Raw genomic sequence first — 14,147 nt, 5'->3', positions numbered from 1 at the left:
GTGTGGCCGTTGGGCTTCTTGCTTGACATCAAAGCGTTTTCACGCGTTCGACCATCTCGTGTGCAAAGTCCACAAAGGCATGGCTGCCTTTGGCCGAAGGGTCAAACACCACGCCGGGCAAACCGTAGCTAGGTGCTTCGGCTAGACGTACATTGCGTGGGATGACCGCGCTGAACACTTTGTCACCGAAGTGGTCTTTGAGTTGATCGCTCACCTGCTGCTGTAAAGTGATACGCGGATCAAACATCACTCGCAACAAGCCAATGATTTTGAGTTCGCGGTTGAGATTGGCATGCACTTGTTTGATGGTGTTGACCAAGTCGGTCAGGCCTTCAAGAGCAAAGTATTCGCACTGCATCGGAACGATCACACCGTGCGCTGCGCACAAACCATTGAGCGTCAGCATCGAGAGTGACGGGGGACAATCAATAAGCACAAAGTCGTACTCTGCATCCACCACGGCCAAAGCTTGTTTGAGGCGATTTTCGCGGCGCTCTAGCGACACCAGCTCAACCTCCGCACCCGCCAAATCACGGTTGGCTCCCAGTACGTCATAGGTTGGGATTTTGGCACGTACGCCCTCAGTACCCCAGTTGCTGCGAATGCGAGCATCGGCAATGGTGGCCTCTTCCAACAGTACGTCATACACGGAGAGTTCCATTTCGCGTTTGTCGACGCCCGAACTCATGGTGGCATTGCCCTGGGGGTCTAAGTCAACCATCAACACACGCTGGCCAACAAAGGCCAAGCCTGCCGCCAAGTTGACGGTGGTGGTGGTCTTGCCGACACCACCTTTTTGGTTGGCAACGCAGAATATTTTGGCCATACAGAGCTTTCGAAAGAGACGGAAAAATTATTTGAACAAGGCCAACTTGAGGCCAAACGCGATGAGCAACACGCCTGCAATTTTGTTGAGCGCTAGGCCAATGAGCGGATTGGCTCGGACACGCTCAGCGGTGTGATGCGCCAGTAGCACCACCACCAAACCATAGACGAAGGTCAGCGCGGCGATGGTGGCAGCCATTACAGCAAATGTGAGTAGCCCCATATGAATAGCAGGGTCAACAAACAAGGGAAAAAACGCCATGTAAAACACAATGGCTTTCGGGTTGAGGACCGTGATGAACAGGGCTTGGCGTAAGTAGTGGCCGGGTTTCATATTCAGCACAGGCGCATCACCAGGCTTGACCTTGTAAAGCGAATAACCCAACCCCATCAAGTACGCAGCCCCCACCCACTGAACAGTGCTGTACAGGCTGGGATAGTTGATGAGCACGGCTGACAAGCCCGCCACGGCCAACCACAACAAAACCTGGTCGCCGGCTATCACACCCAATGTAGCGGCCAAGCCCGCGCGCACCCCACCCTTGCCTGTTGCTGTGAGCAAGGCCAAGTTACCAGGGCCGGGGATGGCCAAAAAGACGATGATGGCCACGACAAAAGCGCCGTAGTCCGCGATACCGAACATAGAAAACCCAGATTTTTAACTGAAAGAAGTTTAACCGCGCATCCAGATGATGCAGCGCTCAGCATCCAAACCAGGCACTTGGAGTTGTTCCACGTGAAACACTTTGATGTTTTCAGGCAACACGACCAGCTCTTGGTCTGGGTGTTTGCCCTTCATGGCCATCCATACCCCATGATCAGCCAAGGCCGCATGCGACCAACCGGTGAAATCCACCAAAGAAGCAAAGGCTCGAGAACAGACCACATCAAAAGGATCGGTCAAGCTCTCAACCCTTGCGTGCAAACCTTGGAGGTTAGGCAGCTTTAGAGTTGCTGCCACCTGCTGAATGAAGGCAGCCTTTTTGGCAACCGTGTCGACACAAGTCACCGCAACCTCAGGACACGTAATAGCAATGACGATACCGGGCAAGCCAGCGCCGGACCCAACATCCAATAATTTGTAGCCCTGCCCTGCTGGCAAGTTCAACTTAGCCAACTCGCGACGCAGCGGCGTAATGACAGCCAAGCTGTCGAGCAGGTGGTGCGTGAGCATTTCATCAGCATCGCGCACAGCCGTCAGGTTGTAGACCTTGGTCCACTTGGCAATCAAGTCCATGTAGACCAACAATTGGTTTTGCCGCTCCAGCGTCAGAGTCAAGCCCAAACCATCTAGCCCTTTTTGCAGGACGGGCAAAAGTGGATGCATCACGCAGCCTCGGCCGAATCGGCAACAACCTCTTGCGCAAAGCCTTTCACGCGGGAGCGCTTGAGGTGAATCAGCAACAAGGAAATAGCTGCAGGCGTGATGCCCGACAGGCGCGACGCCTGCCCCAAAGTTTCAGGGCGCTGGCGAGTGAGGCGCTGACGCACCTCAAACGACAAAGCCGTGACTTGGTTGTAATCCAAGTCTTCGGGCAGTTTGAGGTTTTCGTAATGAGCGGCACGCTGCACTTCGTCGCGTTGGCGGTCGATATAGCCCGAGTATTTGGCAGCAATCTCGACCTGCTCAATGATGGCGCGGGTAGTTTCACGTGAAACATCATCGCCACGCAAACCATCTAGCAACTCTTGATTCTGGTACTTGGCGCCATCCAACGACATCAAGCCTTGATAGCTCACATCTGGACGGCGGAGCAAATCGGCCAAGTTGTATTCGCGATCAATGCCCTTACCCAACACGCGCTCAGCCTCGGCAGCAGGCAAGTTGCGTGGGTTAACCCAGATGGATTTGAGGCGCTCTGTTTCACGTGAAACAGCATCGCGCTTGCGGTTGAAGGCCTCCCATCGCGCATCATCTACCAAGCCCATTTGGCGACCCAACTCAGTCAGGCGCATGTCGGCATTGTCTTCGCGCAACTGGAGACGGAACTCCGCTCGGCTGGTAAACATACGGTACGGCTCAGTCACACCCTTGGTGGTAAGGTCGTCAACCAAGACGCCCAAATAGGCCAAGTCTCGACCCGGCGTCCACGAGCCGCCAAAGTCGTTGGCGGCTCCGGCCAAACTACGGCATTGCAAGGCGGCGTTGATACCCGCGAACAACCCTTGTGCCGCGGCCTCCTCGTAACCGGTGGTACCGTTGATTTGCCCAGCAAAGAACAAGCCGCCAATGGCACGAGTTTCAAAACTGCGCTTGAGTTCACGCGGATCAAAATAGTCGTACTCGATGGCGTACCCTGGGCGAATGATGTGGGCGTTTTCCAGACCCTTCATCGAGCGAACCAAGTCGTACTGAATGTCAAACGGCAAACTCGTGCTAATGCCGTTGGGGTAATACTCGTGGGTGGTCAGGCCTTCGGGTTCCAAAAAGATTTGGTGGCTGTCTTTGTCAGCGAAGCGGTTGATCTTATCTTCGACGCTCGGGCAGTAGCGTGGGCCGACACCTTCGATCTTGCCGGTGAACATGGGGCTGCGGTCAAAGCCAGAGCGAATGATGTCATGGGTGCGCTGATTGGTGTGCGTGATCCAACAGGGCATGTGCTGCGGGTGCATGGAGGCACGCCCCATGAAACTGAAAACGGGCACTTCGCCCAACACGCCCGCCGAAGGTGCACCGTTGTCGGTTTGGTTGGCCACACCATCGCCCGGTTGCTCAGTGCATTGGCTGAAGTCAATCGTGCGCCCATCAATGCGCGGTGGCGTGCCAGTCTTCAAACGTCCTTGCGGCAGTTTCAACTCTTTGAGACGGGCCGACAAACTGACAGCCGGCGGGTCCCCTGCGCGGCCGCCGGCGTAGTTGTTCAGCCCAACGTGAATCTTGCCGTCTAAGAACGTGCCCGCCGTCAACACCACGGTTCGGCTGCGAAACTGAATGCCTGCTTGGGTACAAGCGCCGACCACACGGTCGCCCTCCACCATCAAGTCGTCCACGGCTTGTTGGAAAAGCCAAAGGTTAGGCTGGTTTTCCAGCATACGGCGAATCGCCGCTTTGTACAAAATACGGTCGGCCTGCGCACGAGTGGCGCGCACGGCTGGGCCTTTGGAACTATTGAGAATGCGGAATTGGATACCTGACTCATCGGTAGCCAAAGCCATCGCCCCGCCCAAAGCATCCACCTCTTTGACCAAATGGCCTTTGCCGATGCCGCCGATAGACGGGTTGCAGCTCATCTGGCCCAAGGTTTCGATGTTGTGGCTTAAGAGTAAAGTTTTAGCGCCCATGCGTGCTGCGGCCAGTGCGGCTTCGGTGCCTGCGTGGCCACCGCCAACGACGATGACATCAAACTCTTGGGGATACAACATAAACAACCTTTGGGTGTGCCTAGGCACAGAGTCGCAGGGGCTGTTTGCCGCCCTGCTTAGCAGGGCGCGATTTTACTAGGGCATATCAAAACTGGGAAAGGCTGCGGTTTATCAGTCAAAATTCACCATCAATCAACTCAGGGTGAGATGTATGAACAAACAACTGTTGTCGCTTTTGTTGGCGGTGAGCGCAAGCTGTGCTTGGGCTGGCGGGGAAGAAACATTCCAAAACGTTTGCTCCACATGCCATGCACAAGGCGATAAAGGCTCGCCAAAAATTGGCGACGTCAAAGCATGGAGCAAGCTCATCAAAGAGGGACAAGCCAACATCACAGCTGATGGCTATGCGGGCGTTCGCGCCATGCCTGCTCGAGGCAACAAACCCGAACTGAGCGTGGCCGAATTTGGCTCAGCTGTGGTGTACATGGCAAACTTTGCCGGAGCGAATTGGAAAGAGCCTGACGAAGCAATGTTGAAAAAAATCAACGCGCTTATCGACAAGCGCAACACCGCCAAGAAATGAGGGGCTACGGTTTCCAGCGCTTGAGCAGCAACGCGTTGGTCATCACACTCACCGAGCTGAGCGCCATCGCGGCGCCTGCCACCACTGGGCTTAAGTAGCCCATGGCGGCAAGGGGAATGCCAGCAGCGTTGTAAGCAAAGGCCCAAAATAAATTTTGGCGGATTTTGGCTACCGTGCGCGCAGAAATATCCAAAGCCCCGGCCACCAAAGCCACGTCTCCTCGCATCAAGGTAATGCCCGCAGCTTGCATGGCCACATCAGCGCCCCCTCGCTGACCCTCTGCATTCAAATTAGCCATGGCCAAGCCCACGTCTGCGGCAGCCAAAGCTGGGGCATCGTTGATGCCATCACCCACAAACGCCACGACATGGGGTGTGCCATTGGGGCTGTGTTGCAGGCTGCGAACCAAGGCTGCTTTGTCGCCGGGCATGACATCGGCGTAGACCTCATTTGGCATCAAGCCCAGCCGTGCGGCCATGGCTTGCGCAGCACCCATGTTGTCACCCGAAATCATGGCCAAACGCAAACCACGCGCACGTAAGGTTGTCAGCGCGGCTTTCGCACCAGGCTTAGGCTGATCGCCGAACGCCAACACGGCGATCGCTTGAATGCCGGTGTTCGTGCGCTGAGCCAACACCGACACAGTGGCACCCTGCGCTTGCAAAAGCTCTACCTGTCTATGCAGCGCGCCCAAAGGCACAGCAAGCTCGTTCATCCAACGAACGCTGCCAAGCAATATCTGTTGTCCATTCACCTTCCCTTCACTGCCAGAGCCCACCACGGCTTTGGCGTCTTGAGGTGATGTGATGCCCAACCCTTGTGTTTTCGCCGCTTGCACCACGGCATGGGCCAAAGGGTGTTCGCTCGCGCTTTGCAAACTGGCCGCTACACCGAGCCAATGTTTGGCATCTTGTGTGAGTGCTGTCAGCGGCAAAGATGTAGCGCCCTCCTCTGCCAACAAGACAGACAGCAACTGTGGCTGGCCTAAGGTCAGCGTTCCTGTTTTATCGAACGCCACCGTATTTACTTGGTGCGCAACCTCCAAGGCTTGAGCGTCCTTGATAAGAATGCCGTGCTTCGCAGCCACACCCGTGCCTGCCATGATGGCCGCAGGTGTGGCCAAACCCAACGCACATGGGCACGCAATGACCAACACCGCCACGCAATGGATGAGCGACACCTCCACACTGTGCCACGTGAACCACCACGCCAACAATGTGGCCAAGGCCAGCACCAACACGACGGGAACAAATACAGCAGACACTTGATCGACCAACCGTTGAATGGGCGCCTTGGCAGCTTGTGCATCTTCAACCAACCGGATGATGTTGGCCAGCACCGTGGCTGTGCCTGTGGCACTGACGCGCACCACCACACGGCCTTCACCGTTGATGCTGCCCCCGGTCACTCGTGCTTCAACTGTTTTGTGCACAGGCAAAGGCTCTCCGGTGAGCATGGCCTCGTCTACTTGTGTTTCGCCCTCAAGCACCACCCCATCTGCTGCAAAACGTTCGCCAGGCAAGACCACCAAGCGGTCGCCCACCAACAGTTCTTCAATAGGAATATCGACTTCTCCATCCAACGTGATCACACGGGCTTGCGCAGGGCGCAAAGCGTGCAAAGCGCGAATGGCGTCCGTGGTTTGGCGTTTGGCGCGAGCCTCTAGCCACTTGCCCAGCAACACCAAGGTGATGACCACTGCTGAACCTTCAAAGTACAAATTCACCATCGCACCCATTGGCGCATTGAGCCACAGCCACACCGACAAAGCCCAACCTGCCGTGGTACCCAAGGCCACCAGCAAATCCATGTTGCCGCTGCCAGCAAGCAAGGCATGCCAACCAGCCTTGTAAAAACGTGCGCCCAACACAAACTGCACAGGTGTGGCTAGCAAAAACTGCCACAACGCTGGCAGCATCCAATGCTGACCCAATGCATCTCCGAGCATCGGCAAAACCAAAGGCGCACTCAGCATCAAACCCACAGCAACGGGCATGAACCCGGCCCATGCACCCTCGGGCTTGTTTTCCAGATGCTCCGCAGCCAGCGGTTCGTACCCCGCATCGCGCACTGCACGGCGTAGGCGGGCTTGCTGGGTTTGCGCATCTTCTTCAGCTTGTGACGTGGCCCATTGAACCCTCGCGGACTCTGTGGCCAAGTTGACACTGACAGACTGAACGCCAGGGAGTTTGGCGATCGCGCGTTCTACACGGGTCACGCACGACGCACAGGTCATTCCACCAATACCAATATCGCAGGACAATTCAGACATAGGGTAAGGTTACATCTTTATAAGGAGTCAGCGATGGATAACACGTTTCAAGTTCAGGGTATGACCTGCGGCCACTGCGAAATGGCAGTGAAAAAAGCCATTGTCCGTTTAGACCCCGAAGCCAAAGTGGAAATTGACCGTGGCACAGGCAAGGTTGATGTGCACAGCAGCAAGTCACGCGAAGACATTGCGCACGCCATTGCAGACGAAGGTTACCAAGTCGCATGAGCACGCTCTCTCAGCCTCGGGGCGTTGAACGATTGGTACAAGGCCAAGACACCCAAGATGGTGCTGGCGTACGCCTAACGCGTGTACTCAGCCATGATTTACAAGAACGTCTCGACCCGTTTTTGATGCTCGATGCTTTTGGCAGTGACAACCCCGGCGACTATATTGCCGGCTTTCCTAACCATCCACACCGCGGATTTGAAACTGTGACCTACATGATTGCCGGTCGTATGCGACACAAAGACAGCGGAGGGAATGAAGGCTTGCTTGAAAACGGCGGTGTGCAGTGGATGACTGCTGGGCGTGGTTTGATTCACAGCGAAATGCCAGAACAAGAAGAAGGTGCGATGGAAGGCTTTCAGCTGTGGCTGAACTTACCCTCTAAAAACAAGCTATGTGAGCCTTGGTATCGGGACATCCAAAGTGCTGACATTCCTGAAGTGACCACTGAGCAAGGTGTATTAATTCGTGTCATTGCAGGCCGCACACATGGCACGGATGGTGCAATGCAACGTGAACACACAGAGCCTGTCTATTTAGACCTGCACTTTCCTGATCGCGACAACACCGTGTTTGAGCAAAGCCTGCCTGCCACACACAACGCATTTGTGTATGTGTACCGTGGTGGTTTAGAGGTAGTGCAAGGTGAACGCACTACTGCCGTACCCATCAAACGCATGGCTGTGTTGACGAACGGCGGTGATGGTGTGGTGCTACGTGCCCAAGCCAACACGCGTGCCATTGTGATTGCGGGTCAACCATTGAACGAACCCATCGCACAGTACGGCCCATTTGTGATGAACACGCGCGAAGAGCTGGTGCAAGCAGTGGATGACTTTCGCGCTGGGCTGATGGGCTAAAGCCAGCACAACAAAACTTTACGAAACTTGTGCATTCGTGCACATCGGCGTAACACAAGCGGTTCACAGTACAAACTTGTCAGAGGCACTTCGCTTCTGCTTTCAAGGAACTTCTATGACCCGTTTGAACACCACTCGTTTTGTGCTGTCTATTTTGTTGGCTGGTTCAGTCTTGGCTGCTGTGGTACCCACACAAGCTCAACCCATGATGGGTGTACACCACAACGATGTCCGCATGCAAGAGCGTATGGCCAAGCATTGGGAACAACGCCAAGCTGAGTTAAAGGCGAAACTTCAGCTCACACCCGCTCAAGAACCCGCTTGGAATGCTTTTGTGCAAAGCATGAAAATGCCAGCCAAACCACTGGCACAACCTGTGGACCGTGAAGCTCTAGCAAAGCTGAGCACCCCCGAGCGTTTAGACAAAATGAATACGGCGCATGATGCTAATTTGGCGGTCATGCAAGCGCACATCAGACAACGCACAGAGGCCACGCGTACGTTTTACAACCAGCTAACTGCCGATCAACAAAAAGTGTTTGATGCACAAACCCTTCCAGAGCAAAACCACTGGAAAGGCAAGCGCGATTAAACGTCGATGTTGCCCGCGCGTAAGGCGTTGTCTTCGATGAAGTTGCGGCGAGGTTCCACCTCGTCGCCCATCAACATCGTGAAAACGCGGTCTGCTTCAATGGCGTCGTCAATTTGCACACGCAATAAACGGCGCACATTGGGATCCATCGTGGTTTCCCAGAGTTGCTCTGGGTTCATCTCGCCCAAACCCTTGTAGCGCTGGCGAGCAGTGCTGTTTTCCGCTTGGGTGATGAGCCATTTCATGGCTTGGCGGAAGTCAGACACTTTTTCTTCTTTGGCTTTATCGCCTTCGCCACGATGAACTTTTGAGCCTTCGCCCAACAAACCTCGGAAAGTTTGTGCCGCTTCGGCCAAAGCTGCGTAATCTGCGCCATGCACAAAGTCTTGCGTAATGACACTGCTCTTGATGTTACCGTGATGACGGCGACTGATACGCAAAATGGGTTTGTCAGAGCGCACATCAAACTCGCCTGAGGCTTCTGAACCACTGCCTAACTCGCGGAGCTTTTCTTGCATTGCGGCTGCAGATTTTTCGGCGTCAGCCACCGTATCCAGATTCACAGACACACCATCGGCCATGGCACGCAAAGCTTCGGCATCCATGAAGCCACTCAAGCGAGCAATCACAGCTTCAGCAACTTGGTGTTTGCGAGCCAATTCGGCCAAAGTGTCGCCACTGAGTGTTTGAGAATTGCTGCCACCGGTGCTGATGCTGGCGTCTTTCAAAGCGATGCGCAACAAGAAACCATCCAAAGCTGAAGCGTCTTTGAGGTACAGCTCTTCTTTGCCAGCCTTCACTTTGTACAAAGGTGGCTGCGCAATATAGATATGACCACGTTCCACCAGCTCAGGCATTTGACGATAGAAGAAAGTCAGCAACAACGTACGAATGTGCGCACCGTCGACGTCCGCATCGGTCATGATGATGATGCGGTGATAGCGCAGCTTGTCTACATTGAAGTCGTCTGTGGCTGACTTGCCAGACTCGGCACTGGCTTTGCCAATGCCGGTACCCAAAGCAGTAATGAGCGTCAAGATTTCGTTGCTGGTCAACAGCTTTTCGTAACGCGCTTTTTCAACGTTCAAAATCTTGCCACGCAAGGGCAGGATGGCTTGGAATTTACGGTCGCGGCCTTGCTTGGCCGAGCCACCCGCAGAGTCACCCTCCACGATGTAGATTTCGCACAGCGATGGGTCTTTTTCTTGGCAATCGGCCAATTTACCTGGCAGGCCCATGCCATCCAACACACCTTTACGGCGTGTCATTTCGCGGGCTTTGCGTGCGGCTTCGCGGGCCTTGGCTGCTTCGACAATCTTGCCTGTGATGATCTTGGCATCGTTGGGGCGCTCTTCTAAAAACTCGGTGAGCGTTTTGGCCACGATGTCTTCTACAGGAGCACGCACTTCGCTCGATACCAATTTGTCTTTGGTTTGGCTCGAAAACTTAGGCTCAGGTACTTTGACGCTCAACACGCAGCACAAGCCTTCACGCATGTCGTCACCTGTCACTTCAACCTTTTGCTTTTTGGCAATGTCGTTTTGCTCGATGTACTTGCTGATGACACGCGTCATCGCTGCACGCAAACCCGTTAAGTGGGTGCCACCATCACGCTGGGGAATGTTGTTGGTGAAGCATAAAACGCTTTCGTTGTAGCCGTCATTCCACTGCATGGCCACTTCCACACCAATGCTGGTGCCTGGAATACCACCGTAGCTGTCGGCTGGACGCTCACCTTCAGCATAAAACGCATTGGGGTGCAACACCTTTTTGCCTGAGTTGATGAAGTCCACAAAGCCTTTGACGCCACCTGCACCGGAGAAGTCGTCTTCTTTTCCTGTGCGTTCGTCTTTCAAGCGGATGCGCACACCATTGTTCAAGAAGCTCAGCTCGCGCAAGCGCTTCGCCAAAATCTCGTAATGAAAGTCGTTGTTTTGCTGGAAGATTTCTGTGTCGGGCAGAAAGTGAACTTCGGTGCCGCGCTTTTCTGTCTCACCAGTGATGCGCATGGGAGAGACCTCCACGCCGTCCACCACTTCGATGATGCGGTTTTGCACAAAACCTTTGGAAAACTCCAAGGTGTGTACCTTGCCCTCACGACGCACGATCAAACGCAAAGATTTAGACAAGGCGTTGACGCAAGACACACCCACACCGTGCAAACCACCTGAAACCTTGTAGCTGTTTTGATTGAATTTGCCACCTGCATGCAATTCGGTCAGCGCTATTTCAGCAGCTGAGCGTTTAGGCTCGTGCTTGTCGTCCATCTTCACACCCGTTGGAATACCACGGCCGTTGTCAGTGACGCTGATGGAGTTGTCTGAGTGAATGGTGACCACGATGTCATCGCAATGACCAGCCAAGGCTTCGTCAATCGAGTTGTCGACCACCTCAAATACCAAGTGGTGCAAACCTGTGCCATCAGAGGTGTCGCCGATGTACATACCCGGACGCTTACGAACCGCCTCTAGGCCTTCCAAAATTTGAATGGAGCCCTCACCATAGCCTTCACCAACTGGAGGTGTTGCTGCGTTGTCAGGAGTTTGCGTAGGTTCGGTCATAACAAGTCTTCATGCGTGAGGCACAACGTCTCACGGGTTCAATCGTAAAAAAGAAAAAGCAGTCAATGCGTTAAATGCGCATTGGCATCACCACGTATTTGAAAGTGGTGTTTTCGGGAATAGTGATGAGCGCTGAGCTGTTGGAATCAGCCAAGTCCACTTGCACCATGTCTTGGTCCATATTGGTCAAAGCATCAATCAAATACGTCACGTTGAAACCAATTTCAATGGCGTCGCCGTTGTAATCAATTTCAAGTTCATCGACAGCTTCTTCTTGCTCAGCGTTACTAGATGCCACGCGCAACACACCTGGCTCTAAATTCAAACGTACACCTTTGAATTTTTCGCTGGTCAAAATAGCAGTACGTTGCAAAGTCGCCAACAGAGCTGTACGCCCCATGGTGATGGTGTTTTTGTGGTTCTTTGGAATCACGCGGTTGTAATCTGGAAACTTGCCTTCCACCAACTTAGTCACAAACTCCATGCCGTCGAATGTGAACTTAGCTTGGTTACCCGCAAACTGCATTTCGATTGCGCCTTCTTTGTCGCTCAACAAGCGTTGCATTTCCAGCACAGTCTTGCGAGGCAAGATCACCTCTTGGCGAGGTACTTCGACGTCTAACGTCGCTGAAGCAAAAGCCAATCGATGGCCGTCTGTTGCAACCAAACTGAGTTGCTTACCTTCAGCTACAAACAAAATGCCGTTTAAGTAATAACGGATGTCGTGCACAGCCATGGCGAATGAAACTTGGTGCAACAACTCTTTCAGTGTCTTTTGTGGCACGCTGAAAGAAGGTCCAAAGTTAGCTGCTTCTTGCACCAGCGGGAAATCTTCAGCAGGCAAACTTTGCAATGTGAAGCGACTCTTACCGCCTTTCAAAATCAGTTTGTTCTGACTCGATTCCAAACTCACGGTTTGATCAGAAGGCATGGTGCGCAAGATATCAATCAACTTACGTGCACCAACAGTGGTGGTGAAGTTACCCGCATCACCATCGAGTTCTGCAGTGGTACGAATTTGAATTTCTAAATCGCTGGTGGTCAGTTGCAATGCACTGCCAGTTTTACGAATTAATACGTTTGCCAAGATTGGCAATGTGTGACGACGTTCAACAATGCCTGCAACAGATTGCAGGACGGACAAAACTTTGTCTTGTGTTGCTTTCAGTACGATCATCTCTTCCTCTTGTTTTCTTTATTTAAATTAGTAGTAGTAGTTAAGCAAAGCATCTTTCTGTGCAAAACAGCATTTTCCTCTTTTTTTTCAAGGACTTGAGCTAACTTCAAAGGTGTTGGTAAGTTAGCTTTTCTGCTGTCTTTCAAATTTGGATAACTTTGATTTCCTCACTTTTCTGTGGATAACTCTGTTGTTATTCAGAAACTACCCACAAGGTTGTTCTTTTTGATAGCTTATCCCTTGAGTGTTTGCTCAAGTACATGGAGCTGCTGGTTTAAATCGGCCATTTGTTGGCGTTCTGCTGTGATTTTTCGAACTGCATGTAAAACTGTTGTGTGATCTCTTCCGCCAAATAGTTCGCCAATTTCTGGAAGACTCTTTTGTGTGAGTTCTTTGGCAAGGTACATCGCGATCTGTCTTGGTCTTGCAATCGAAGCGGGACGCTTCTTAGAGTACATGTCCGCTACTTTGATCTTGTAATAGTCAGCAACGGTTTTTTGAATGTTCTCTACGGAAATTTGACGATTTTGAATAGATAACAAATCGCGTAAGGCATCACGTGCGAGTTGGATCGAAATGTCTTTTTGGTTGAAACGAGAGTAAGCCAATATCTTTCGGAGCGCACCTTCGAGCTCACGCACGTTGGAACGCACGTTTTTTGCAACGAAAAAGGCAACTTCTTCCGGCATTTCAGAGCCTTCAGAGCGTGATTTACTGATCAAAATGGCGACGCGCATTTCGAGCTCTGGCGGCTCAATGGCAACAGTTAGGCCTGCATCAAAGCGCGACACCAAGCGTTCGTGAATATCCGTAAGCCCTTTGGGATAGGTATCACTGGTCATCACAATGTGAGACTTTTTGGCCAACAAGGCTTCAAACGCGTTAAAAAACTCTTCTTGGGTACGTTCTTTGTTTGCAAAGAACTGCACATCGTCAATCAAAAGCAGATCTAGGGAGTGATAACGCTCTTTGAACTCGTCAAAAGTTTTGCGTTGGTAAGCCTTAACCACATCTGAAACAAACTGTTCTGCATGGATGTAGAGAACTTTGGCATCAGGCCGCTCAGCTAAGAGTTTGTTGCCCACAGCATGCATCAAGTGGGTCTTACCCAGGCCTACACCGCCATAAATGAATAAGGGGTTGTAGAGTTGACCAGGCATCGTTGCAACATGCATGGCGGCTGCACGTGCCATGCGGTTCGCTGTACCCTCTACCAATGTGTCAAAAGTCAGGGCTGTGTTTAAACGTGTTCTTGGGCCGCTAGGAATGCCTTCTTCCAAGCCTACAAAACTTTCAGGCAGAGATTCCAGCTCTTGAGAAAAAGGAATAGCTTTAATCTTGACTGGGGTTTCTTTGGGAGTGATTACTAACTCAACCAAAATATTTTGCCCATGTAGTTGCTGTAGCAAACTTGCGATTCGATGGGCATATTGAGCACGAATCCAGTCTAATTTGAAGCGATTACCAACAAAAATAACCACTTTGCTGAAGTCTTCAGCAACGCTGGCAACTAGTGGCTTGATCCACGTATTGAACTGCTGCTCTGGCAGTTCTTGAGCCAATTGATCGACGCAAGCCTGCCACAAACCTTCGCCAGAAGAAGGAGGTAAGCGGTCGGGATGGGAGGGAGAGAGGCCGGAATTCATGCGCGATTGATCTGTGGATAGCTGTCCTTAAATGACAAGCAACGGGACACTTTATCAAAAATTTATCCACAGGACCAGCGACTAAGACTGCTTTTTACAA

General features: G+C 52.5%; 12 protein-coding genes. 4 read left to right on the top strand and 8 right to left on the bottom strand.

Annotated elements, in window-relative coordinates; genetic code table 11:
• Positions 1-28: 28 nt before the first annotated feature.
• Genes QMG27_RS00060 through mnmG form a run of 4 tightly spaced genes read right to left on the bottom strand, consistent with a single transcriptional unit; the run spans position 29 to position 4,188 of the window.
• On the bottom strand, positions 29-826 hold the full coding sequence (locus QMG27_RS00060; RefSeq protein WP_281811902.1) for an AAA family ATPase: 798 nt from the start codon (positions 824-826) through the stop codon (positions 29-31).
• A 27-nt stretch (positions 827-853) separates the two neighbouring features.
• Complete coding sequence (locus QMG27_RS00055; protein WP_281811900.1) at positions 854-1,468, bottom strand: LysE family transporter; 615 nt, start codon at positions 1,466-1,468, stop codon at positions 854-856.
• Between the two features lie 30 nt (positions 1,469-1,498).
• Positions 1,499-2,152: a 16S rRNA (guanine(527)-N(7))-methyltransferase RsmG gene (gene rsmG / locus QMG27_RS00050; RefSeq protein WP_281811898.1), complete on the bottom strand. Its 654-nt coding sequence runs from the start codon at positions 2,150-2,152 to the stop codon at positions 1,499-1,501.
• Positions 2,152-4,188: a tRNA uridine-5-carboxymethylaminomethyl(34) synthesis enzyme MnmG gene (gene mnmG / locus QMG27_RS00045; RefSeq protein ID WP_281811896.1), complete on the bottom strand. Its 2,037-nt coding sequence runs from the start codon at positions 4,186-4,188 to the stop codon at positions 2,152-2,154. Before mnmG ends, rsmG begins: the two co-directional genes overlap by 1 nt.
• Before the next feature lie 151 nt (positions 4,189-4,339).
• On the opposite strand from mnmG, the gene QMG27_RS00040 reads away from it, so the two are divergent.
• Complete coding sequence (locus QMG27_RS00040; RefSeq protein WP_281811894.1) at positions 4,340-4,711, top strand: c-type cytochrome; 372 nt, start codon at positions 4,340-4,342, stop codon at positions 4,709-4,711.
• Between the two features lie 4 nt (positions 4,712-4,715).
• Here the strand turns inward: QMG27_RS00040 and QMG27_RS00035 are convergent, their stop codons facing one another.
• A complete protein-coding gene (locus tag QMG27_RS00035; protein ID WP_281811892.1) occupies positions 4,716-6,983 on the bottom strand; it encodes a heavy metal translocating P-type ATPase in 2,268 nt (755 codons plus the stop codon).
• A gap of 33 nt (positions 6,984-7,016) precedes the next feature.
• On the opposite strand from QMG27_RS00035, the gene QMG27_RS00030 reads away from it, so the two are divergent.
• The 3 genes from QMG27_RS00030 to QMG27_RS00020 all read left to right on the top strand — a co-directional run bounded on the left by QMG27_RS00030 (position 7,017) and on the right by QMG27_RS00020 (position 8,663).
• Positions 7,017-7,211: a cation transporter gene (locus tag QMG27_RS00030; protein WP_281811890.1), complete on the top strand. Its 195-nt coding sequence runs from the start codon at positions 7,017-7,019 to the stop codon at positions 7,209-7,211.
• Positions 7,208-8,071 (top strand): pirin family protein, encoded by an 864-nt coding sequence (locus tag QMG27_RS00025; protein ID WP_281811889.1) that lies wholly within the window; start codon positions 7,208-7,210, stop codon positions 8,069-8,071. The genes QMG27_RS00030 and QMG27_RS00025 overlap by 4 nt, the downstream gene beginning before the upstream one ends.
• Before the next feature lie 115 nt (positions 8,072-8,186).
• Positions 8,187-8,663 carry a Spy/CpxP family protein refolding chaperone gene (locus QMG27_RS00020; protein ID WP_281811887.1) on the top strand — a complete coding sequence of 159 codons (477 nt, stop codon included), beginning with the start codon at positions 8,187-8,189 and terminating at the stop codon, positions 8,661-8,663.
• Here QMG27_RS00020 and gyrB read toward each other — a convergent pair.
• The 3 genes from gyrB to dnaA all read right to left on the bottom strand — a co-directional run bounded on the left by gyrB (position 8,660) and on the right by dnaA (position 14,047).
• Positions 8,660-11,224 carry a DNA topoisomerase (ATP-hydrolyzing) subunit B gene (gene gyrB, locus QMG27_RS00015; protein WP_281811885.1) on the bottom strand — a complete coding sequence of 855 codons (2,565 nt, stop codon included), beginning with the start codon at positions 11,222-11,224 and terminating at the stop codon, positions 8,660-8,662. The genes QMG27_RS00020 and gyrB overlap by 4 nt on opposite strands.
• Before the next feature lie 70 nt (positions 11,225-11,294).
• Positions 11,295-12,401, bottom strand: coding sequence for a DNA polymerase III subunit beta (gene dnaN, locus QMG27_RS00010; RefSeq protein ID WP_281811883.1), 1,107 nt, complete (start codon positions 12,399-12,401; stop codon positions 11,295-11,297).
• A gap of 233 nt (positions 12,402-12,634) precedes the next feature.
• Complete coding sequence (gene dnaA / locus QMG27_RS00005; protein ID WP_281811881.1) at positions 12,635-14,047, bottom strand: chromosomal replication initiator protein DnaA; 1,413 nt, start codon at positions 14,045-14,047, stop codon at positions 12,635-12,637.
• Between the last annotated feature and the right edge of the window lie 100 nt (positions 14,048-14,147).

This window comes from Limnohabitans sp. MORI2 (genome assembly GCF_027925025.1).
Lineage (GTDB): Bacteria > Pseudomonadota > Gammaproteobacteria > Burkholderiales > Burkholderiaceae_C > Limnohabitans.
The sequence above is the reverse complement of the archived record's forward strand: the minus strand, read 5'-3'. Positions and strand labels throughout refer to the sequence as shown.